Source organism: Kribbella sp. NPDC005582, assembly GCF_040605415.1.
GTDB lineage: Bacteria > Actinomycetota > Actinomycetes > Propionibacteriales > Kribbellaceae > Kribbella.
This window is the reverse complement of sequence record NZ_JBEXCU010000005.1, coordinates 475265-495963: the sequence shown is the minus strand read 5'-3', so window position 1 is coordinate 495963 and position 20699 is coordinate 475265. Positions and strand designations below refer to the sequence as shown.

Genomic DNA, 20699 nt, shown 5'->3' with positions numbered 1-20699 from the left:
TCCTTTCAGGACAGGTTGGTCGAGGCCCAGCCGGCGATGTCGTCGCGACGGATCGCGGCAGCCATCAGGTCGGGAAAGCGGTCGGGCGTACAGGCAAAAGTCGGTACGCCGAGCTCCACCAACGCGGCGGCGTTCTCGGCGTCGTACGACGGCGTACCGGAATCGGACAGTGCCAACAGCGCGATCACCTGCACTCCCGCTTCGACCAAACCACGGGCACGCCGCAACAATTCCTCCCGCACTCCACCTTCGTAGAGATCCGAGATCAGCACGAGGACGGTCTCCGCGGGTTTGGTGACCAACTGCTCGCAGTACGCCAGCGCGCGGTTGATGTCCGTGCCCCCGCCGAGCTGCGTCCCGAACAGTACGTCGACCGGATCGTCCAGCTGATCGGTCAGATCCACGACCGCGGTGTCGAAGACCACCAGGCTCGTCTTCAGCGTCCGGATCGACCCCAGCACCGCCCCGAACAACGCGGCGTACACGACCGACTCCGCCATCGACCCCGATTGATCAATAGCCAGTACGACGTCCCGCTGCACACTGTGATTCCGGCGTGCGTACCCGACCAGCCGCTCCGGAACGATGGTCCCCAACGCGGGTGAGAAGTGTTTGAGGTTGGCCCGGATCGTCCGATCCCAGTCGATATCCGAGTGCCGTGGCCGACCGGTACGCCCGGCCCGATCAAGGGCACCGGTCACCGCTGCCCGGGTGCGCTCGGCGAGCCGCGCCTCCAGCTCGGCGACCACGCGACCGACCACCTCACGCGCGGTCTGCTTGGTCTCCTCCGGCATCACTTCGTTGAGCGCCATCAGCGTGCTGACCAGGTGCACGTCCGGCTCGACGGCACTCAGCAGCTCGGGCTCCATCAGCATCCGGGTGATGCCGAGGCGGTCGACCGCATCGCGCTGCATGACCTGGACCACCGTGCTCGGGAAGTACTGCCGGATGTCGCCCAGCCAGCGCGCCACCCGCGGCGCCGACGAGCCCAGGCCAGCCGCTCGCTGACCACCATGCTCGCCGGGCACAGCGTCGTACAGGGCGGCCAGCGCCTTGTCGATCGACTGGTCGGTGGAGGACAGCGTCGTACCGGTCTCGGGGTCGGCCTCGTTGCCGAGCACGAGTCGCCAGCGGCGGAGTCGCTCGTCCATCAGACCCCCAGCAATTGTGCGACCACCGGCAGCACGGAGGCGGCCAGCTCGGCGTCAAGGTCGTCGTCATCGGCAACGACCACACTCCCCGGATCGGCGAGCACCTTCGCTCGAGCACCGATCGTCCGTCGCTCCGGAGCGGCAAAAGTCCCGAAAGTCCTGCGCAGCAACGGCAAAACTTCGACGAAAGCATCATCCGGGATCGCACCCAGCCAGGCATCGACCAACCCCAGCAAGCGTTCGTCGTGCACGAGCAGCAGACCACCCCCGGCGAGGAAGCCCTCGACGAACCCGGCCGCGTCGGCAGTCGGCGTACCGGGCGACAGCGCGCGACCCAGCCGGAGCGCGATCTCGTGATCGGGCAGCCGCGAGGTGTCGAGCATCAACCGCGTCAACCGCCCGCGGATCAACGGCGGCACCGACGGCCGGTCGCTCAGACTCTCCAAAGTGCGCAACCACTCGGCCCGAACGTCTTCGGCCAGCAACGCCGTCGCATCCTGTACGCCGTCGATCAACTCCTGTACGGCGGTCGCCGCCTCCGGGTCGAGTCCGTGAACAGTGCGGCCGAGGCCCGCGCAGATCCGCGACACCATCCGGCTCGCGACCGTCCCGAGCCCGGCCGTGTCGGTCCCGCGAACATCGCCGTACCGCGAAGACCGGGCCAACGCGGGCAAGGCCTCCATCAGGTGACCGACATCCGCATCGACAGCTGCTCGGGTGTCGACGCCCTGCAGCAGGTCGGGCAGGGCGTCAGCCAGGTCGGCGAGGAGCGATTTCTCCAGCGCAGCAGTGATTTCTGCGAGCGTCGACGAGTCGGCCGCGACCTTGAGCATGACGGTGGTCGCGGCGCCGACGACCGTCGTACCGTGCGCGCCGGCGGCGACGAGCTCGACCTCGAGACCGGGATCCCAGGTCAGCTTCCACATCTCGCGGAACGTGCCTTGCGCGCGGCGCTCGTCAGCCACTGGCACACCCCAATGAACACCGAGAATCCGCAACTGGTGCAGGAGCCGGGACTTCTGCAGGTCGTTCGCCTTGCGCAGGTCGAGCTCGATCACCCGCTCGGTCGCATCCCGGCGCAGGCGCAATCGTCGGGCCTGTGCCGCGAGGTCGGCCGCAACCGGCGCCTGCGGTGTCTCGCCCGGCACCGAGCCGAGCAGCTCGCCGACGACCGCCTCCCGGGTGACGAGGTCGAGGAGAACGTCGTTCCCATTGCAGAGCACTGCTCTCGTTGCTTCGGTCACCTCGCTCAGCCCGGCCAGCGGCCGTTCGCGCAAGGCAGCCAAGGTGTCAGCGAGCCGAACGGCCTCGATCACGTGCGCACTGGAGACCGGCAGGTCCTCGGCCCGCAACACCTGCGCCACCTTGGTCAGCCAACGCGTGGTGATCTGGTCCGGCGCGGTAAACAAGTGGTGATACCAGCCCGGCGAGGTGATGCCGGCGCCGTAACCGCTAGCAGCCGCGAGCCGGCCGTGCGTCCACGGGACCCAAGTGCACGCGACCTTCCGCTTCGGCAAGCCCTTAAGAATCCGGGCATCATGTGTTGCCGGTGGCAACGGAGCTTCCAAAGCAGGCACATGCCAAGCACCACACACGACCGCGATCCGCTCGAAGCCCTCACGGAGAGCCTTCCGCAGTACCGTCCGCATATATGCCTCGCGTTGCGCCTCCCGCCCAACAGCCTCCTCGTCGTGCCGCAGTTCGCGCATCGCGTCGGCGATCACCGTGAACGGCTCCGCGCCGTCCCGTCGCGACTCGATCACGTCGTCCCACCAGCGCTCGGGATCGTCGTACCCGCCCGCGTTCGCCAGCGTCGCCAACGGATCCATCGACACGCCCCGCCGCCCCTCGCGACCGGACGACGCGAACTGATGCGCAGCCGGCAGATCACAGAACCGCACCGGTACGCCGGCCGCGAGCGCGTACCTGATCGCCTGCCACTCCGGACTGAAGACCGCGAACGGCCAGAACGCCGCCCGCGTCGAATCGTCCAGCGCATAAGCCAGCAACGCGACCGGCGGCTCCATCTCCTCCGATGCAGCCAGCTCGACGACCTTGTCCGCCTCGGGCGGCCCCTCGATCAGCACGATGTCCGGCCGCAGCTCGGCGAGTGCGGTCGCCACCGCCCGCGCCGACCCCGGGCCGTGATGCCGGATCCCGAGCAGGTGAACGGTCATCCGGAGATCTCTCGCGCCGCCCGATAGAACGGCGCCCAGTCGTCCCGCTCGCGAACCACGGTCTCCAGGTACTCCGACCAGACGACACGATCCGCCGACGGGTCCTTCACCACAGCACCGAGGATGCCACCGGCCACATCGGTCGGCCGCAGTACGCCGTCCCCGAAGTGCGCGGCCAGTGCGAGACCGCCCGTGACCACGCTGATCGCCTCCGCCGTCGACAGCGTGCCGGACGGCGACTTGACCGCCGTACGGCCGTCTTCGGTGCGCCCCGAACGCAGCTCGCGGAAGATGGTCACCACGCGGCGGATCTCGTCGAGGGCATCATCGGCCTGCGGCAGCTCGAGCGCCGAGCCAAGCTGCGCGACCCGGCGGGACACGATCTCGACCTCGTCCTCGACGTTGTCCGGCAACGGCAGTACGACGGTGTTGAACCGGCGGCGCAGCGCGGACGAGAGCTCGTTGATGCCCTTGTCCCGGTCGTTCGCCGTCGCGATGACGTTGAAACCCTTACGGGCTTGAGCTTCCGTCGCCAGCTCGGGGATCGGCAGCGTCTTCTCGGACAGGATCGTGATCAAGGCGTCCTGCACGTCGGACGGCATCCGGGTCAGCTCTTCGATCCGGGCGATCTTCGCCTCGGCCATCGCCCGCTGCACCGGACTCGGCACCAACGCCGCCTCACTGGGGCCCTGGGCAATCAACTGCGCGTAGTTCCACCCGTACCGGATCGCCTCTTCGGCCGTCCCGGCGGTCCCCTGCACGAGCAGCGTCGAGTCCCCGCTGATCGCTGCGGCGAGATGCTCACTCACCCACGTCTTCGCCGTACCAGGCACGCCGAGCAGCAGCAGCGCTCGATCCGTCGCCAGGGTCGCCACGGCGACCTCGATCAGCCGCCGCGGCCCGACGTACTTGGGGGTGATCTCGACGTCGCCGACACGTCCGCCCAGCAGATACGTGACCACCGCCGCCGGCGACATCAACCACGCCGGCGGCCGCGCCCGGTCATCCGCCGCCGCCAGCGCGGCCAGCTCTCCCGCGTACTCGGTCTCGGCGTGCGGCCGCAGTACTTCGGTCATGAAAGCTCCTCGTATAGCTCGCGGCGGAAGGTCAGGGTTTCGACGAGTCGTCGGCGCCAGGTGTCTTCTTCGCCGGTCGGTTCGCGGGTGATCGGATGGTCCAGTACGTCGGGAGGCGCGGCGCGGGCGGTGACGCTGGCCAGCCGGGCCCAGTCGCGGGCGGTGCCGACCTTGGCCAGCTGGTCGAGCAGCATGGTCGCGAGCGAGGCCGGCCAAGGGACGGGGAGGCCGCCGACCAGTTCGGTGATGTCGACGGTCTTGCGGAGTGCCTCGACGGCCGGCGCCCATTCGTCGGGGGGAAGCAGTTTGAGGAGCTCGGCGGGGCTGCGGGTGCCGGTGCTGGCGTTGGCTTTGAGCAGCTCGCGCGCCCACTCGGCCGAGGCTTCACGGATGGCGGCCTCGGTCCAGCCGGATTGCAGCACCTCGGTCGCGCAGCCTTCGACCGGCAACCGCAGCCAGGCAAGGTCCATCGCCGACAGGGGTGTGGCGGCAACGATCTGGCGGAACCAGTTGGCACGCTTGCCGATGCCTTCGGTGAGTTGCGAATCGAGGCCGTCGCGCTCCATCGACGCGTTGAGCTGGCGGGGAAGGTCGACCGTGAGAACGCCTTGGCTGACCAGGAGATGGGCGTGCAGGCGTTCGGTCATACGCTCGCTCAGGCGGCTGCCTGGCAACCGGGTCAGCAGTCCGGCGGCGACTCGCCGTACCTCTCGGGACCGGTCGTCGAGAGCCGTCTCCAGGAACTCCTCGTCGGCCATCGACAACCCATCGGCGAGCAAGCCAAGGAAGTCCGCACGAGTCGTGGCGGATTCGGTCGGCCACACTTCCCTTAGCGCTTCCAAAGCCGCCGCTGGGTCGGTACGCCGGAAGTCGCGCAACCAGCTGCGGCGTTGCAGTGGATCGCCGTGGGTCCACAGCTCAGGATCGTTGCTATCAGCAACTGCCGCGTGCAGGTACCGCCAGTCGGGGTTGAGATCCGCCAGCCAGTGTGCCCGACGTCCGGCGGCCGCAATCACCAGCGGTCGGTACTCCGCACGATTGCGCGCGTGGTCGGCCAGGGCCGGCAGGTACTCCGGAGGAACACCCCAGCCTCGCTCGTCCGCGGCCCGCAACCACTCACCGAGAGCTGTGGTCTGGAATCCACCGAGCATCGCCGCGAGGCGCCGGATCGCGACCGGCCTCGGTAGCGGCCGGTCGTCGCCAGGCGCGGACGGCAGCAGTTGCACCGAGGAACGGCTCGCCTTCTCCTCCGGAGTCGGCCCGACCACGGCACGCAGCGGCTTCCGCCCGGCCCGCCGGTAAAGCGTCGCCAACGCCGCCGCATCCAACAAGCCGCCATCGCCGAGGCGTTCCTGGATCGCCTCGGGCAACTCCTCGAAGTGCGCCGGCCGTCGCTCGGTCCCGAGCAACGCCGAGCTCACCAACCCGTCCCAGCCCTTCATAGGATCACCGGGCGATCCGCGTGCCAGCACGTCATCGGGCGGAAGCCGGCGCGGTTCCACTCGCCGGTAACGGTGATCGGGTCGCCGGCCGAGATGGCCAGGAGCTTCCACGCGTCCAGACCCGGCAGGAGTTCCAGGGCGTCGCCGTTCGCATCGACGAGAGCCCAGCCTTCGCCGTACCGGGCTGGGCGGACGTCTTGGAGGACCAGCGGCCAGCGCTCGTTCCACGGGTCGGCGGCGACGGATTCGACGTACGACGCCAGTGCCTGGTGGGCGGTCGAGCCGGAGGGGCGCGGTGCGGGGAGGCGGGGTGCGGACTGGGTGAGCAGTGCGCGCATCGGCAGTGCTCCTGGATAGAAGGACAGGACGCCTGGAACGTATTCGCCCGGTCGAGCGGGCAACGGATCAAGGGAACGACCGGCTGCGGCGAAGTTGAGGATCAGACCGAGCCGACCAGTTGTTGCCCCACGCAACCACACGCGGCGGACGGTGAGTCGGTCGTCGGGTTCGATGACGCGACCGAGGACCAGCCAGTCGTCCTCCACCTTCTCGCCCTCAGCCAGGACGCGTGCGGTCTCGACGGTCCAGCCGATGCGTGACTGCACGGTGTCCGCGAGTGCTGGCGGCAGCTCGGCCAATCGTCCGTGCGCGGCGACGATCAGGTGGATGAGTGACAGTTCCTCGAGCAGCTCGCCCGGCCAGCCGTGTCCACGCCCGACGACCGCGGCAGCACGCCGTACTGCTCCGGCGACGCCAGGCGCCTGCGCGTCGACCATGCGGGCAGCCAGTCGACTCAGCTCGGTGTAGGCGCGCTGGTCGAACCCACCCAGCCCCTGCCGCACCTGGTCATCCAGCCAGCTCGCCAGCTCGGCCATCCCGGCCGACACCCGGTCGGCCCGCCGCGACGCCCGCTCCTGCGCGGCCAGCGGATCCGCAACCTCGCCCGGCTTCCGCTCCGGCCGCTCGGCCCGAGCCTCCCGCTGCCCGAGCCACGTCCCGACCCAACCCGGCTCGTCGCCCGGCCGAATCTCCCCGCCGGCCCACAAAAGCAGCAATCCGAGCGCATGCTTGCACGGAAACTTCCGGCTCGGACAAGAGCACTTGTACGCCGGACCGCTCAGATCCACCGCAGTCTGATACGGCTGCTTCCCGCTCCCCTGGCAGAGCCCCCACACCGCCCGCTCGGAAGCCCCGCTCTCCGTCCACTTCCCCGCCTTGGCCTGCCCCTGCCCGGCCTTCGCAGACGCAGCGTCCGATGCCAGCGCAAGCACTCGCTCCGCATCCCACGTCTCCACCCCGCCATTCCATCACCTCACACCGACATCACCTTGAGCACCCACCAACCACGAAACGCCCCCCACCCCGATCGAACTGTGCTCAAGGTCGCCACAACCCCCACCTTGAGCACCCACCAACCACGAAACGCCTCCCACCCCGGTCGAACCGTGCCCAAAGCCCCACACCGCACCTTGAGCACCCACCAACCACAAATCGCCCCCCACCCCGATCGAACCGTGCACAAGGTCGCCACAACCCCACGTTGAGCACCCATCAGTCGTTCGTGGGGCGGGATGGTGGTTGAGGGGTGCTCAACGTGGTCAGCCGAAGGGCTGGCGGTGTTCGGCCTCCGGGTAGCCGTTGTGGTGGTGAGACGGCGGGAGGACGGAATGCTGCGCCGGGCCGGCTGGCGTGGGCGCGGGGGCCTGGGGCACCGACGACGCGGGTGTGGGAGGGGTGGCCGGCGCGGGGGTGGTGGAGAGGCCGTTGTGGATGTGCGCCAGCAGGCGCTGCTCGACGGCTTCCAGTTCGGCGATGCGGGTGCGGACCTCCGCTTCCTCCGCGCGGGCTTCGGTCAGGATTTGTTCCGCTTCGGCTTTGGCGGTGGAGCGGAGGTGATCGGCCGTGCGCTGGCTGGCGCTGAGCACGCTGAGTTCGTAGCGGCGCAGCTCCTCCGACAGGTCGCCTGACTGACGCTGCGCCTCGACGAGAGCGGCGGCTGGTTGCGGGATCGCGCCGGGCAGCGTCTCCTCGAGGGCGGCGATCTGCTGATCAACGCGAGTGAACAGGTCAGCAACGTCGGTACGCATCTGGCGAATCGTGTTCGCGGCCGCCTGCACGCGCTCATTGGCCTCGCGCTCCCGCTCCCGCGCGGTCTGCTCAGCCGCAGTGATCACGTCAAGCGCGACCGCGGCCGCCCGCTCCGCCGGGTCATCCGAGGCATGCCCGTCAACAGCCGGTACGCCGGGCGCAGCGGCGGCCGACAAGTCTTCATCCGTCATCGCAACCGTACGACGCAGCGGCACCTCGCGAATGAACACGACCGCCAGCAAACTCACGACCGCCGAAGCGGCGGCGATCACGAAAATATGGCCGGTCGCGTCGCCGTACGCGTGCCGGACGATCTCCGCGACCGGCGCCGGCAGCCGGTTCACATCAAGCACCGACCCCGAGCCACCCGACGCCGCACCGGCGGCCTCCGGCCCGAGCGCACGCACGTTGCGCGTGATCAACTCGGTCACCCGGTTCGCGAGCACGGCACCCAGCACCGAGACTCCGACCGCACCACCGAGGCTGCGGAAGAACGTGACCGTCGCGCTCGAGGCGCCGACCTGGCTGACGTCGACAGTGTTCTGTACGGCGAGCACCAGGTTCTGCATCATCATGCCCATGCCGATGCCCATCGCGAGCATCCCGACCCCGACGTACCAGTAGGGGCTCTGGTGGTCGATCGTGCCGAGCAGACCGAGCCCGGCGGTGAGGAAGAGACCACCGAGGACCAAATACCGCTTCCACTTGCCATAGCGGGTGATCAACTGACCGGACCCGACCGATCCGAAGAACGATCCGAGCATCATCGGGATCGTGAGCAGACCGGCCTCGGTCGCGCTGTAACCGCGCGCGACCTGGAAGTACTGCCCGAGGAAAACCGCGCTGCCGAACATCGCGATGCCCACCGCGAGGCTGGCCAGGATCGCGAGCGCCGTCGTCCGCTCCCGCACCACCGAGACCGGGACCAGCGGGTCGCGGGTCCGCGTCTCGACAACCACGGCTAGAAGTGCGAGCAACGCCGTACCGCCGAGATACGCGCCGGTCTGCCAGGACCACCACGCGAAGTGCTGTCCGGCAAACGAAACCCAGATCAGCGGCAGGCTGGCTGCCCCCGCAATCAGTACGGCGCCGAGGTAGTCCAGCTTGATCGGGCGCTTGATCACCGGAAGCTTCAGGTACCGCTGCAGCACGATCATGCTGATGACCGCCAACGGCACGCAAACGTAGAAGCACCAGCGCCAGCCGAGCCACGAGGTATCGACGATGACGCCACCCGCGAGCGGACCGGACACGGTCGCAACCGCCATCACCGCACCCATATAGCCGGAGTACCGGCCGCGGTCGCGGGGCGGAATCGCGGCGCCGATGATCGCCTGGGCCAACGCCATCAGGCCGCCCATCGCGAGTCCCTGCAGAACTCGCGCACCGATCAGGAACGGCACGCTGTGCGCCATCCCGGCCAGCGCCGAACCGACGACGAACATGATGATCGCGAGCTGCACCAGCAGTTTCTTGCTCATCAGGTCGGAGAGCTTGCCCCACACCGGCGTCGACACCGTCATCGCGAGCAGGCTGGCCGTGACGACCCACGTGTACTGCGTCTGCGACCCTTCGAGGTCGGCGATGATCGTCGGCAGGGCGTTGCTGACGATCGTCGAGCTGAGCACCGCGGTGAAGAGCGCGGCCAGCAGCCCGGCGAGGATCTCCAGGATCTCCCGGTGCGTGAGCTCAGGATCGGCAGCCGCCGGTACGGCGACCGGTGGCTCCTCCGGGCTGTACTTCGATCGATAACGAGCGGGGGCCGTTGCCGAAGCGGGGGCCTCGGTTCGGGTGGCTGACATCGGGTTCCGTTCGTCTGCGGGGTCGCTTCGGCCGAGGGCAGCGGATCAACGCTGTCCTCGGGGCGGAAACGGCCGGCAGGTCCTCACCCAGCCACACAATTTGGTTGCAAGAGCCAACGATAGACCCGCTGTTCTTCTGCTGAGACGGCACCTGACTCCGAAGCCGTCGGCGACGTACGATCCGGTGCTTGTTGAGTGATCAACAGCGCCACCCCGGCGGAGCTGTCAGGGCCCGCCGGGGTACCTCTCAGCGGAACGCTGCCGCCACGATGTCGAGGCAGTCCGCCGGGTGTCCCGCCCGCGTCACCAGCTGCCCGGGCACACTCATCGGCGGCGCGATCAGCCCCATCCAGAGCGGTCCCTCGGACGGCTCACAGGCCTCGCCGTACACGACCGTCCAAGCCGCCGGTCCGACCGACAGCTCGACCACCACGTCCTCGAAGTTGTGCACAGGCCGGCCGAGGACAGGTTCGAACCCGGCCTCACGGCAGGCTGCGACCATCTGGTCCCGGAGCACCGGATCCGGCGGCAACCGCAAGGGCAGGTCAGCCAGGTCGGCCAACTTCACCCCGCCCTCCGACCCGTACGCCGCCGGTGCGAGCACCGAGAGCGGTTCGCGCCAGAGCTCGACGGCGGTCAGATCTCGAGCGGCCACCTCACCGCGAACGAAGGCCAGGTCGAGCTCGCCGGACCGCAACGCCGCGAAGTGCTCGTCCCGAGTCCCGGCAACCAGCGTCGCCTCACCGTCGGTCGCATCACCACGCAGTACGGCGATGCCGCGTTCAAGGCGGTCCCGCATCCCCGGCGCGGTCCCGATCCGCACCAGGTTGCCGCGACCGGACACGAGCTCGGCGGCGACCTCCGCGGTACGGTCGGCCGCCGCGAGCACTGCGCGCGCTTCCCGCAGCAGGCGTTCGCCGTCGGCGGTGAGCCGGACATGCCGCGACGACCGGTCGAGCAGCAGCAGACCGAATTCGCGTTCCAGCCGGGCCACCTGCTGACTGACCGCCGGCTGCGCGATGCCGAGCCGCTCGGCCGCCTTGCCGAAGTGCAGTTCCTCGGCGACCGTGACGAAGTACCGCAGTTGCCGCAGCTCCATCGGCCACCCCCAGGCGATCACGATTGCTTATCGCTGCACAGCGTAGTTGGGTCTGGGTCGCCGCGCCCTCGGAACGTTGACTGGCCACATGAGAATCGGACTGTGGATCGACGAAGAAGGCCTGCGCATCGACGAGGTGGGAGCGGCCGCGAAGGCCGCTGAGGACAGCGGCATCGACCGGATCTGGTTCAGCCAGCGGACCGGGTGGGACGCACTCACGCTGGTCGCGGGAGCGGCGCCGTACACGTCGACGATCGGCTTCGCGGTCGGCGTCGTACCGGTGTATCCGCGGCATCCGCTCGCCCTCGCGGCGCAAGCGCTCAGCGTGCAGGCGCTGACCGGCAACCGCCTGCTGCTCGGCGTCGGGTCGAGCCATCCGGCCATCATCGAGGGCATGCACGGTCTGCCGATGGACCGCCCGGCCGACTACATGCGCGAGTACGTCGAAGCGCTGGCGGGACTGCTGACCGGCAAACCGACGGACTACCAGGGCGGACGGATCACGGCCCGTGGTCAACTGGCGATCACGGGAGCCGAAGCGCCGCAAACCATCGTGGCAGCGCTCGGACCGCGCATGCTCCAACTGGCCGGCGAACTGACGGCCGGCACGATCACCAGCTGGGTCGGGCCGGAGCTGATCGAGTCGTACATCCGGCCCACGATCGACAAGGCGGCAGTCGGGCGACCGCGGCCGGAGGTGATGGCGACGGCGACCGTCGCGGTCACCAGTGATCCCGACGCGACCCGCTCCTGGATCCGGGACCGTTTCGGCGCTGCCGGAGACATGCCGGCCTACCGGGCGGTGCTCGATCGTGGCGGCGTGACGGGCCCTGAAGAGACTGCAGTGCTGGGCGACGAGGCGACAGTTGCACGCGAGATCGAGCGGTTCGCTGCGGCCGGCGCGACCGAGTTCATCCTGTGCCCGGTCGGCACGCCCGAGGAGCAGCAGCGGACGATCCGCTTCGCCCACGACTATGCGCAGCAGTTGACGTGAGTGAAGTTCTTCCAGAGCGCGGAACCGTCGATGCGCTCGGCGAGACCGTCCAGCAGGTCGCCGTGTGAGACCGCGAACCGGAGATCCGCATACCGCGCGAGGATGCCGGTCAGCGTCAGATCGGTGACGGCCCGGGCGATATCGAAGGGAAACTCGATCAGCGAGCGCGGGCGATCGAGAGCCACTTGGCGCCACTGCGGTGGCGAGGTCGGATGGAGCAACACCTGGGCGGACCGCTTGTTGAGGGCGCGCCAGACCGGCTCCCACGAGGGCTCGCCGGGGTACACACCGGACACGTTGCTCAGCAAGATGATGCCGTCCGCGTGCAGGACGTCGTACGCGTAGTCGAGTTCGGCGAGGGCGGCATCGACGTCCGGCAGCGGCAGGCTGGCCAGGAAGCGGCGGCCGGGTTGCTGAGCGGCGAGCTCGTTCACGCGACGCGATAGCACCTGCGCGCGGAAGTCGTCGCCGAAGTGCACGCCGGGCGACGGGATCGACAGGACAGCATCCGGCGAGTCCACCTCGTACGTCGGCCAGCCGGGCAACCCGTCAGGTCGGAGATGCCCGGCTCGCTCCGCCGCCGCGACGTACTCGGGCGGCAGGAAGTGTGTGTATACAGTCATGCGGTCGGGTGCAGCAGGTCTTCCAGGCCGACGCGATGCAGGAACTCCGAACGCACTCGGTCGGCCACCGCGTTGACCACGATCGCGCCGTCGTCGGACGGGTCGTAGCTCGCGCGGAACGGCCGCTTGCCCTTCTCGGTGTCGACCACCGACACGATCAACCGCGCCACCTCGCCAACATCGGACCACTCCGGCTCCAACTCGGCCAGCCGCTGACCCACCTGCTCCATCAACCCGGCGTACTTCGTCTCGTACGCCGCCACGACGTCGGTGTCGGCCGGCGATCCACTGTGCAGGAAGTGATTCGTACCGTGAGTGAACGCACCCGGTACGACGATCGTCGTCTCGATCCCGAATCGCGCCAGCTCTAACGCGTAGCTCTGCGCAAGCGCGTCCATCCCCGCCTTCGCCGCGAAGTACGGCGCCAAGTACGGCGGAGTGCCGCCACGGGTACTCGAGCTGCCGACCCACACGACCAGCCCGTCCTGCTGAGCCCGCAGCACCGGCAGCGCCGCCCGATTGAGTCGCTGGGCTCCAACCACGTTGGTGTCGTAGAGATCCAGCAGCTGTTCCGGTGTGAAGGCCTCGGCCGGACCGGTGACCATGTGCCCAGCGTTGTGAATCAGTACGTCGATACGCCCCTGCTCGGCGACGATCGTGTCGACGGCTTGCTGCGCCGAGCTCTCCGAGCTGACGTCGAGTTCGACCGCTCGCAGGTCGGGCGAATAGGCCTTCGCATCGGCCGCCGCGTTGGCGTTCCGGCCGGCGATGTCGCGCATCCCGGCGTACACGGTGTGGCCGGCGTCGACGAGAGCGCGGGCGGTCAGGGCTCCGAACCCAGAAGATGCACCACTGATCAGGACGATCATGCTGCCGAACCTCCGTTGGCGTAGATGACCTGGCCGTTGATCCAGCGCGCGGGGCCGGCCAGGAAGGCGATGATCTCGGCGATGTCGGACGGCTGACCGAGGCGCTCGAGCGGCGGCTCGGCGGCGATCCGGTCGATCAGTTCCTGCGGCTTGCCCTCGAAGAACAGCGGGGTCGCGGTCGGACCGGGGGCGACGGCGTTGACGGTGATGTCGCGGCCGCGCAGTTCGCGGGCCAGGATCAGCGTGACCGCCTCGACAGCGCCCTTGCTCGCGGCGTACGCCGAATAACCCGGGCGAGCGAGCAGCGTCAAAGAACTGGAGATGTTGATGATCGCGCCACCGTTGCGGACCCGGCGGCCGGCCTGCTGGTCGACCACGAAGGTGCCGCGCAGGTTGGTGCGGATGATGTCGTCGAAGACGTTCAGGTCGAGCTCGGCCAAGGGCGCGAGCGGCATGATGCCGGCCGCGTTGACCACCACGTCGACGCCGCCGAACTCCCGCTCAGCGGTGTCGAAGAGCGCGGCGACCGCCTGCTCGTCGGCGACATCAGCCTGGACGGCGATCGCCCGGCCGCCCTCGGCCTCGACCTCCTGAACCGCCTGCTCGGCGCGGTCCTTGTTCCCGGAGTAGCCGATCACCACCGCGAAGCCGTCGCGGCCGAGCCGGTTCGCTGTCTCGCGGCCGATCCCGCTCGATCCGCCGGTCACGATCGCGACCCGTTGGGTGGTGCTGTTCTCAGTCATCGTCGGTGCCTTTCGAGCTGTCGTTTTCTGCTGACACCTCGATCGTGCTCCGCCGAACGGATCAAATCCAACGACTCGTATCGATGGATGGATCAGTTCTGTTGATGCATCTCCGCACCCAGCGTCGTCCCCGGCGGCTGCCTGAGGTGCGTGCTCACCAGCCCCAGCAGCGCCCGCAGTGCCGCGGTCGGCTTCCGCTTGCGCAGCGTCGCCATGTAGAGCGACCACTGGAAGGTCTCGTCCTCGATCGGTACGACGCGGACCGCGTCCAGCCCGGAGACGGCGTACCCGGGGAGGATCGCGAGGCCGACGCCCTGCGCCAGGAACTGGACCGCGTTCTCGATGCCGAGTGCCTCGACCACCACTTGCCGCGCGATACCGGCCGCCTCGAAGCTCTGGTCGATCAGCGTTCGTGTCCCGAATCCAGGCGGGAAGTCGACGAACTCCTCGTCGGCGAGGTCCGCGACCTTGACCGAACGGCGCCGGGCCAGCCGATGCCCGACCGGGACGGCCAGCACCTGCGGGACCCGCAGCAGCTCCCAGGTGGTCAGCTCCCGCGGCACACTGCCCTGCGGTACGCCGAGAAAGCCGACATCGATATCGCCGTTACGCAACGCGACGATGATTCCGGCCGAACCTTCGGCGTTCACACGCAGTTGCAATTCGACGTGCGGATAGCGGCGGCGGAAGTCCGCGGCGGCCGCTGGTAGATCGATCAACCCCAGTCCTGGCAGCAGTCCGACGCGCACCGATCCACGCAGGCCGGCGCCGAGCTCGTCGACGACATCGCGGGCGCCCTGGACCGCGTCCATCACCGCGAGCGCTTCCGGGAGCAACGCCGTACCGGCTTCGGTCAGTACGACGCGTTGCGCGTTCCGCTCGAAGAGCGTGACCTTCAAGTCCCGTTCAAGTGCTGCGATCGCAGCGCTGACTGCACTTTGGACGACGTGCAGCCGCCGAGCGGCCAGCGTGAAGCTGCGCTCGTGCGCCACCGCAACGAAGTACTCCAGCTGCCGCAGTTCCACTCCGGCAGTGTGTCACTCCGCCGGACGGACCGCCCCGCGGTCGACCCAGACCAGGTGGCCGTGGTGGCTGACCAGGACCTCGTCGGCCCGCCGGCCGAGCTCGTGACCGGCGACCCAGCGGCCGCCGACGCGGATCTGGACGTCACCCGAGCTGGGGACGTCGGTAGGTGCGGAGGAACCTTTGGCCGGGGAAGAGGCGAGAGGCATAGCGACCTGACTTCGTGACAGGGGCGGAGATGAGGGGTGGCAGCGACAAGACTACAACCGCAGTGTGACGCCGCGTTAGCGATAACCCGGATTGGTCACGAACCCGAGGCTCTTCTTGCCGAGAAGATGCATAACCGGGTCGAAGTGGGGTAGGAATGGACTTGCAAGGTCCTGACCGCGGTCCAGACATGTGCCGCGCCGTGACTAATGTCGCGAGGTCAGAACACACATGACGAACTCCACAGCAGTTGCCAACCCTCCGGTACCCAACTCCGCCGCACGTCACCGTGCCGATCAGCGAGACAGCGAAGCCCGGGATCTCTTGACCCGCCGCGCTGCCAGTACCGACGAAGCCGAACGGCAAGAGCTGCTCGATCAGGCGATCGAGCTGCATCTCGGCGTGGCCCACAGCATCGCGTCCCGGTTCCGGGGCCGCGGGGTCGAGGCCGACGACCTGGATCAGGTCGCGTACCTGGGCCTGGTCAAGGCCGCCAGAAGTTTTGATCCCTCGACGGGTACGCCGTTCCTCGCGTACGCCGTCCCGACCATCCGGGGCGAGGTGAAACGGTACTTCCGGGACTGCTCCTGGACGGTCCGGATCCCGCGCCGCCTGCAGGAACTGCAGGGCAGCATCGCGTCGGTCCGGCCGCAGCTGATCCAGGATCTGCACCGCGAGCCGACCCAGGCCGAGATCGCCGCCGAGATCGGGGCCGAGGTGGCCGAGGTCGAGGCCGCACTGGCCGCCGACGGCTGCTTCTCGGTGCTCTCACTGGACCGGCCGCTCGACGGCGATTCCCAGACCCGGCTCGGCGAGACGATCGCCGACGACGACCTGGCGTTCGAGCAGACCGAGGCGGTCGCCGTACTGGAGCCCGCCTTGACCATGCTGAAGCCGCGCGAGCGGCGGATCCTCGAGCTGCGGTTCATCGAAGGGCAGACCCAGGCCGACATCGGCGCCGAGATCGGCGTCAGCCAGATGCAGGTCTCCCGCCTGCTCCGCGGCATCCTGGACCGGCTCCGCGATCGGCTCGAGTCCCCTGCAGTAGCCGCTTGATCAACCAGCCGATCTTTGTGGTGCAGTTGCACGACGCACGACGACTGCACTACGACGTTCGGCTGGAGATCGACGGCGTCCTCAAGTCGTGGGCGGTCCCGAAGGGGCCGTCCTTGGATCCGGTGGTGAAGCGGCTCGCTGTCTTCACCACCGATCACGATCTCGAGTACGCGTCGTACGAGAGCAGTAACGTCATCGTGTGGGACGCCGGCGTCTACACCAACCTGACGCCGGGAAGTGCGGCCGAGGCGGTCGAGCGCGGCCACCTCAAGGTCCGGTTCCACGGCATCAAACTGAACGGCGCCTGGGCTTTCACCCGGACCAACTCCGATTGGTTATTGGTGAAGGTGCGCGATGAGGACGCCGATCCATCGCTCGATCTGACGGTGAGCGAGCCGCGATCCGTGCTGAGTGGTCTAACCATCGAGGAAGCGGCCGCCTCATCCCGGTGACCGTCTAGAGACCTGACCGGTTCCGGTCACTCGGCTTACCTTGACCGGTCACAGACCGCCACCGAGACTGCTTGCGTAGTTCTGAACCTTCCTGCCGCCCGGAGGACAAGAATGCGCAAGTCTGCTGCTCTGCTGTCCGGTGTCCTACTCGCCGCCTTGCTGCCGCTCCCCGCCCAAGCCGCGCCGCCGCCGATCTGGACCCACAACGCGTCCGACCGGCTCTTTCCTTATGCGACCCGACCGGCGAACGCGCCGACCACGATCGACCTGTACGCCGCCCGCAACGAGACCGAGGCCGCCCAGATCGCGGTCCGGCCGACTGCCTCCACCTCGGGCGTCTCCGTTGCCTACAGCAACCTGACTGGTCCGGGTGGCGCGACGATCTCCGACATCACGGTACGTCGCGAGTACCTGCATCCGAACGTCTTCCAGGCCGGCGACGCCGAGCGCGAGGGCACCGGCTCGGCGTACTACGACGCGCTGGTCGAGAACACCTCACGGACCCTGGCCGCCAACGTCACCCAGCCGTATCACTACAGCGTGCGGGTGCCCGCTGGCGCGACACCCGGCCTCTACACCGGTACGGCGACCGTCCGGAGCAGCACCGGCGATGTCGTCGTACCGGTCCGGCTGACCGTCACCTCGGCCACGCTGCCGCCGACGAACCAGTCGACGTTCAAGCTGAACAACTGGACCACCTCGGCCGGCTGGGACTACACCGGCACGATCCAGGCGATCCCGCTGCAGTACGGCGTACAGATGTACGACGAGAACTGGTGGCGCGTCATCGAGGCGATGGCCCGCAACCACGCCAAGCACCGCAACAACGTGGTCTTCGCGGACTTCCAGGCGCTGCTGATCCCGAACACCACGATCGACGCGGCCGGCAACTACACGTTCGGCTGGGAGAGCTTCGACCGGTTCATCCAGATCTACCGCGATGCCGGTGCGCTGCAGTGGATCCACACCCCGCATCTGCTGATCGGCAGCAACCCGGGCGCGGGCATCCCCAACCAGCTCGAGATGCTCAAGCGGGCGGCCGACGGCTCCACGCAGATGGTCCCGGTGACCTCCGGTTCCGCGGAGGCGACGGCGTACCTGAACAAGCTGTTCCCGGCGCTCAAGCAGCACCTGGACGCCAAGGGTCTGACCGACATCTTCTACATGAGCGCGAACGACGAGACGACGCGGACCGAGGACACCAACGCGGCGAACTGGATGTACGCGATCTACCGCAAGTACTTCCCGAACCCGAAGCTGAACGAGGCCGAACTGGCGGTCCTGAACCCCACCGCGAGCGTCACCGCGAACACGCCGATCCTCAACCTGTACGAGCAGAACGTCGGCGTCTTCCAGAGCAAGCGGCTGGCCGGCAACGAGCTGTGGATCTACAACTGCATCGGCCCGCAGGGCCCGTACCTGAACCGGTTCCTGATGTCGCACTTGGCCAAGACCCGGCTGACGCCGTTGCTCGCGTGGAAGGCGAACGCGGTCGGCTACCTGCACTGGGGCTGGAACTACTGGTTCGGCACGCTCGGCCAGAAGTTCGACACCTTCGACGGTGCGCAGAACGGCGACAACTTCATCGTGCGGCCGAACGCACCGGCGTACGACGTCTATGACAGCATCCGGAGTGAGGCCCAGCTGGATGGGGTCGAGGACTACGAGCTGTTCACTCAGCTGGCAGCGAAGAAGCCCCTGCTTGCTCGGGCGTTGGCGAACTCACTGCTGACCAACTCGTACACGATGGACAAGTCGGGGGACGCGGCGGACGCCGTCCATCGGCAGGTGCTGGATGCACTGGCGTCTGGCGGGCCGGACCAGGTCTACCCGTATTCGGACGACTTCAGCGGTGGATCGCAGTCCTGGCAGGCCAACGCTGGTTCGTGGTCGGTGTCGGGTGGCGCTTTGGTGCAGACGGCCACTGACAAGTGGAACTACGTCGCTGGTCTCGAGGCACGCGCGTACGGCGACGTGTCGGCGAGCGTCGATCTGCAGATCCGCGGCGTGAACCCGAACGGCGGTCACACCAACTGGGCCGGACTCGTGGTGCGCAACCTGAACCCGACCGACATGGAAAGCGGCTATCTCGTCGCCCAACGCAACAACGGCGAGGTCTTCGTCTTCAAGTCCGGTACGACGCTGGGATCGGCCAAAGCCGTCGGCTACGCGCCCGGCCAGTCCAACCGATTGCGAGTGGTTGCGCGCGGCAACAAGATCACCGTGTACGCCGGGACTGGCGCGGCGCCGGTGCTGACGGTCACCGACTCGTCCTTCAGTGCCGGCGGGATCGGACTGGCGAGTGGCGGTGTGAATGTGGCCTTCGACAACGTTCGGCTGAACCCGGACGTGAACCCGGCCGAAGGCGGCGCAGTCACCGTCTCCTCGTCGTACGACAGTGACGGCTGGCGCGGGATCGCAGCCGTCGACGGACGGCGTACGTCGGATGCGAGCTCGATGGGGTGGACCTCCGCTGCTGCGGCAAGCGCCACCGACGCCCAGTCGTTCAAGGTGGATCTCGGTGCTGTTCGGTCGCTGAGCCGGGTGGATCTGTATCCGCGTTCTGATGGGGCCAACCTGGGTGTCGGATTCCCGATCGACTATGACGTGCAGGTATCGACGGACGGGTCGTCGTGGACCACGGTGGCCTCGCGAACGGGCCAGCCGCGGCCGACCGGCGTACAGTCGGTGGACTTCGCTGCGCAGAACGTGCGCTACGTGCAGGTGGTCGGTAAGCGACTGGCACAGGACCCCTTTGGCACCTACCGGATGCAGCTTGCTGAGGTCGAGGTTGCCGGCGGCAACTTCGCCGCCGGACGCCCGGTGACGTCGTCGTCCTCCTCGGAGTTCTTTGCCGAGGGCTGGCTGCGCACCAACCTGACCGACGGCGCGCGCCAGTCCCGCCTGTGGAACTCCATGGGCTGGACCAGCGAGTCCACCTCTGCGACCACCCCACAGTGGGTCCGCGTCGACCTCGGCGGACCGTCGCGGATCAGCAAGGTCGATCTGTACGCCCGGTCCGACGGGCCGAACACCGGCAACGGCTTCCCCGTCGACTACATCGTCGAGACCTCGCTGGACGGGAGCAATTTTGCTGAGGTCGCGCGCGGGACCGACGTACCGCAGCCGGGGTCGGAGGCGGTCTCACACACCTTCCCGACGACCACGACCCGGTACGTCCAGATCCGCGCGACCGAACTCCGGCCTTCCGCTGACACCCGCATGCAGCTCGCCGAACTGGAGGTCCGCTAGAACGCGTCGATGTGGATGACCTCGTCAAGTGACTGCCGCGGCGCCGGCTTGAAGGTGTCACCGGTGTAGTACGCAGTCGGAAGCAGCACGGACTGCCGGATGTCCTCCGGCAGTCCGAGCAGCTCCTGGATCTCCTGCTCGTAAACCATGTGCAACGTCGTCCACGCCGTACCGAGGCCTCGAGCCCGCGCCGCCAAGCAATAGCTCCAAGCCGCCGGCAGAATCGATCCCCAAGTCCCCGACTGGTTCCCCGCCGGCAACTTGCTCACCTTGAGGCAAGGAATCACCAGCACCGGCACCTGCCCCATCCGCTCGCCCAGGTAAGCCACGCTGTCCCCCACCCGCCGCTGAACCGGCCCCCGCTCCGGATCATCCGCGTGCAACTTCCCCGCCGCCCCTTCGCTGGCCAGATACTGCTCCACCGCCAGCCGGTAGTACTCCCCAATCGCAGCCCGCTTCTCGGCATCCGTCACCACCATCCAGTGCCACGTCTGCCGATTACTCCCCGAAGGAGCCTGCACCGCAACCTCAATGCACTCCTTCACCACCTCAAGCGGAACCGGCCGGCTCAGATCCAGCCGCTTCCGCACAGTCCGGGTAGTGGTCAGCAGTTGATCGGGAGTCAGGTCAAGGGTCATGCCGTCA

General features: G+C 68.2%; 17 protein-coding genes. 4 read left to right on the top strand and 13 right to left on the bottom strand.

Translation table 11 applies throughout. The annotated features are described in order from the left end of the window. Window positions 1–5: 5 nt before the first annotated feature. From ABZS29_RS28785 to ABZS29_RS28755, 7 genes are all read right to left on the bottom strand, one after another. Window positions 6–1151, bottom strand: a complete 1146-nt coding sequence (locus tag ABZS29_RS28785) for a VWA domain-containing protein (protein ID WP_355466411.1) — start codon at window positions 1149–1151, stop codon at window positions 6–8. Beyond that, complete coding sequence (locus ABZS29_RS28780; protein ID WP_355466409.1) at window positions 1151–3328, bottom strand: DUF5682 family protein; 2178 nt, start codon at window positions 3326–3328, stop codon at window positions 1151–1153. The genes ABZS29_RS28785 and ABZS29_RS28780 overlap by 1 nt, the downstream gene beginning before the upstream one ends. Beyond that, window positions 3325–4404, bottom strand: coding sequence for an AAA family ATPase (locus tag ABZS29_RS28775; protein WP_355466407.1), 1080 nt, complete (start codon window positions 4402–4404; stop codon window positions 3325–3327). The genes ABZS29_RS28780 and ABZS29_RS28775 overlap by 4 nt, the downstream gene beginning before the upstream one ends. After that, complete coding sequence (locus ABZS29_RS28770) at window positions 4401–5846, bottom strand: DUF5691 domain-containing protein (protein WP_355466405.1); 1446 nt, start codon at window positions 5844–5846, stop codon at window positions 4401–4403. The genes ABZS29_RS28775 and ABZS29_RS28770 overlap by 4 nt, the downstream gene beginning before the upstream one ends. After that, the gene (locus ABZS29_RS28765; RefSeq protein WP_355466403.1) at window positions 5843–7141 is read right to left on the bottom strand and encodes an SWIM zinc finger family protein; all 1299 of its coding nucleotides are present in this window, start codon (window positions 7139–7141) and stop codon (window positions 5843–5845) included. Before ABZS29_RS28765 ends, ABZS29_RS28770 begins: the two co-directional genes overlap by 4 nt. A 303-nt stretch (window positions 7142–7444) precedes the next feature. Further along, window positions 7445–9736 (bottom strand): MFS transporter, encoded by a 2292-nt coding sequence (locus tag ABZS29_RS28760; RefSeq protein WP_355466401.1) that lies wholly within the window; start codon window positions 9734–9736, stop codon window positions 7445–7447. Between the two features lie 247 nt (window positions 9737–9983). Beyond that, window positions 9984–10835: a LysR family transcriptional regulator gene (locus ABZS29_RS28755; RefSeq protein WP_355466399.1), complete on the bottom strand. Its 852-nt coding sequence runs from the start codon at window positions 10833–10835 to the stop codon at window positions 9984–9986. Between the two features lie 88 nt (window positions 10836–10923). On the opposite strand from ABZS29_RS28755, the gene ABZS29_RS28750 reads away from it, so the two are divergent. Then, on the top strand, window positions 10924–11829 hold the full coding sequence (locus ABZS29_RS28750; protein ID WP_355466397.1) for a TIGR03564 family F420-dependent LLM class oxidoreductase: 906 nt from the start codon (window positions 10924–10926) through the stop codon (window positions 11827–11829). Here the strand turns inward: ABZS29_RS28750 and ABZS29_RS28745 are convergent. From ABZS29_RS28745 to ABZS29_RS28725, 5 genes are all read right to left on the bottom strand, one after another. Then, the gene (locus tag ABZS29_RS28745) at window positions 11808–12452 is read right to left on the bottom strand and encodes an amidohydrolase family protein (RefSeq protein WP_355466395.1); all 645 of its coding nucleotides are present in this window, start codon (window positions 12450–12452) and stop codon (window positions 11808–11810) included. The genes ABZS29_RS28750 and ABZS29_RS28745 overlap by 22 nt on opposite strands. After that, entirely contained in the window at window positions 12449–13321 is an 873-nt protein-coding gene (locus ABZS29_RS28740) for an SDR family oxidoreductase (protein ID WP_355466393.1), read from the bottom strand. The genes ABZS29_RS28745 and ABZS29_RS28740 overlap by 4 nt, the downstream gene beginning before the upstream one ends. Then, window positions 13318–14064, bottom strand: a complete 747-nt coding sequence (locus tag ABZS29_RS28735; RefSeq protein WP_355466391.1) for an SDR family oxidoreductase — start codon at window positions 14062–14064, stop codon at window positions 13318–13320. Before ABZS29_RS28735 ends, ABZS29_RS28740 begins: the two co-directional genes overlap by 4 nt. Window positions 14065–14156: 92 nt before the next feature. Continuing rightward, complete coding sequence (locus ABZS29_RS28730; protein WP_355466389.1) at window positions 14157–15089, bottom strand: LysR family transcriptional regulator; 933 nt, start codon at window positions 15087–15089, stop codon at window positions 14157–14159. A gap of 12 nt (window positions 15090–15101) precedes the next feature. Continuing rightward, window positions 15102–15296 carry a hypothetical protein gene (locus ABZS29_RS28725; protein ID WP_355466387.1) on the bottom strand — a complete coding sequence of 65 codons (195 nt, stop codon included), beginning with the start codon at window positions 15294–15296 and terminating at the stop codon, window positions 15102–15104. 322 nt (window positions 15297–15618) lie between these two features. Between ABZS29_RS28725 and ABZS29_RS28720 the strand changes: the two genes are divergently transcribed. The 3 genes from ABZS29_RS28720 to ABZS29_RS28710 all read left to right on the top strand — a co-directional run bounded on the left by ABZS29_RS28720 (window position 15619) and on the right by ABZS29_RS28710 (window position 20054). After that, window positions 15619–16350 (top strand): SigB/SigF/SigG family RNA polymerase sigma factor, encoded by a 732-nt coding sequence (locus ABZS29_RS28720; protein ID WP_355466386.1) that lies wholly within the window; start codon window positions 15619–15621, stop codon window positions 16348–16350. Further along, on the top strand, window positions 16347–16802 hold the full coding sequence (locus ABZS29_RS28715) for a DNA polymerase ligase N-terminal domain-containing protein (protein ID WP_355466385.1): 456 nt from the start codon (window positions 16347–16349) through the stop codon (window positions 16800–16802). Before ABZS29_RS28720 ends, ABZS29_RS28715 begins: the two co-directional genes overlap by 4 nt. Before the next feature lie 111 nt (window positions 16803–16913). Then, entirely contained in the window at window positions 16914–20054 is a 3141-nt protein-coding gene (locus ABZS29_RS28710; protein ID WP_355466383.1) for a glycoside hydrolase domain-containing protein, read from the top strand. On the opposite strand, the gene ABZS29_RS28705 is transcribed toward ABZS29_RS28710, so the two are convergent. After that, window positions 20051–20692, bottom strand: coding sequence for a nitroreductase family protein (locus ABZS29_RS28705; RefSeq protein WP_355466382.1), 642 nt, complete (start codon window positions 20690–20692; stop codon window positions 20051–20053). The two genes, ABZS29_RS28710 and ABZS29_RS28705, sit on opposite strands and share 4 nt — an antisense overlap. Between the last annotated feature and the right edge of the window lie 7 nt (window positions 20693–20699).

Bases quoted from the DNA above. Each gene is read 5' to 3' on its own strand.
- ABZS29_RS28785 (WP_355466411.1), bottom strand. From the start codon at position 1,151: ATGGACGAGCGACTCCGCCGCTGGCGACTCGTGCTCGGCAACGAGGCC.
- ABZS29_RS28780 (WP_355466409.1), bottom strand. From the start codon at position 3,328: ATGACCGTTCACCTGCTCGGGATCCGGCATCACGGCCCGGGGTCGGCG.
- ABZS29_RS28775 (WP_355466407.1), bottom strand. From the start codon at position 4,404: ATGACCGAAGTACTGCGGCCGCACGCCGAGACCGAGTACGCGGGAGAG.
- ABZS29_RS28770 (WP_355466405.1), bottom strand. From the start codon at position 5,846: ATGAAGGGCTGGGACGGGTTGGTGAGCTCGGCGTTGCTCGGGACCGAG.
- ABZS29_RS28760 (WP_355466401.1), bottom strand. From the start codon at position 9,736: ATGTCAGCCACCCGAACCGAGGCCCCCGCTTCGGCAACGGCCCCCGCT.
- ABZS29_RS28755 (WP_355466399.1), bottom strand. From the start codon at position 10,835: ATGGAGCTGCGGCAACTGCGGTACTTCGTCACGGTCGCCGAGGAACTG.
- ABZS29_RS28750 (WP_355466397.1), top strand. From the start codon at position 10,924: ATGAGAATCGGACTGTGGATCGACGAAGAAGGCCTGCGCATCGACGAG.
- ABZS29_RS28745 (WP_355466395.1), bottom strand. From the start codon at position 12,452: ATGACTGTATACACACACTTCCTGCCGCCCGAGTACGTCGCGGCGGCG.
- ABZS29_RS28740 (WP_355466393.1), bottom strand. From the start codon at position 13,321: ATGATCGTCCTGATCAGTGGTGCATCTTCTGGGTTCGGAGCCCTGACC.
- ABZS29_RS28735 (WP_355466391.1), bottom strand. From the start codon at position 14,064: ATGACTGAGAACAGCACCACCCAACGGGTCGCGATCGTGACCGGCGGA.
- ABZS29_RS28725 (WP_355466387.1), bottom strand. From the start codon at position 15,296: ATGCCTCTCGCCTCTTCCCCGGCCAAAGGTTCCTCCGCACCTACCGAC.
- ABZS29_RS28710 (WP_355466383.1), top strand. From the start codon at position 16,914: ATGCGCAAGTCTGCTGCTCTGCTGTCCGGTGTCCTACTCGCCGCCTTG.
- ABZS29_RS28705 (WP_355466382.1), bottom strand. From the start codon at position 20,692: ATGACCCTTGACCTGACTCCCGATCAACTGCTGACCACTACCCGGACT.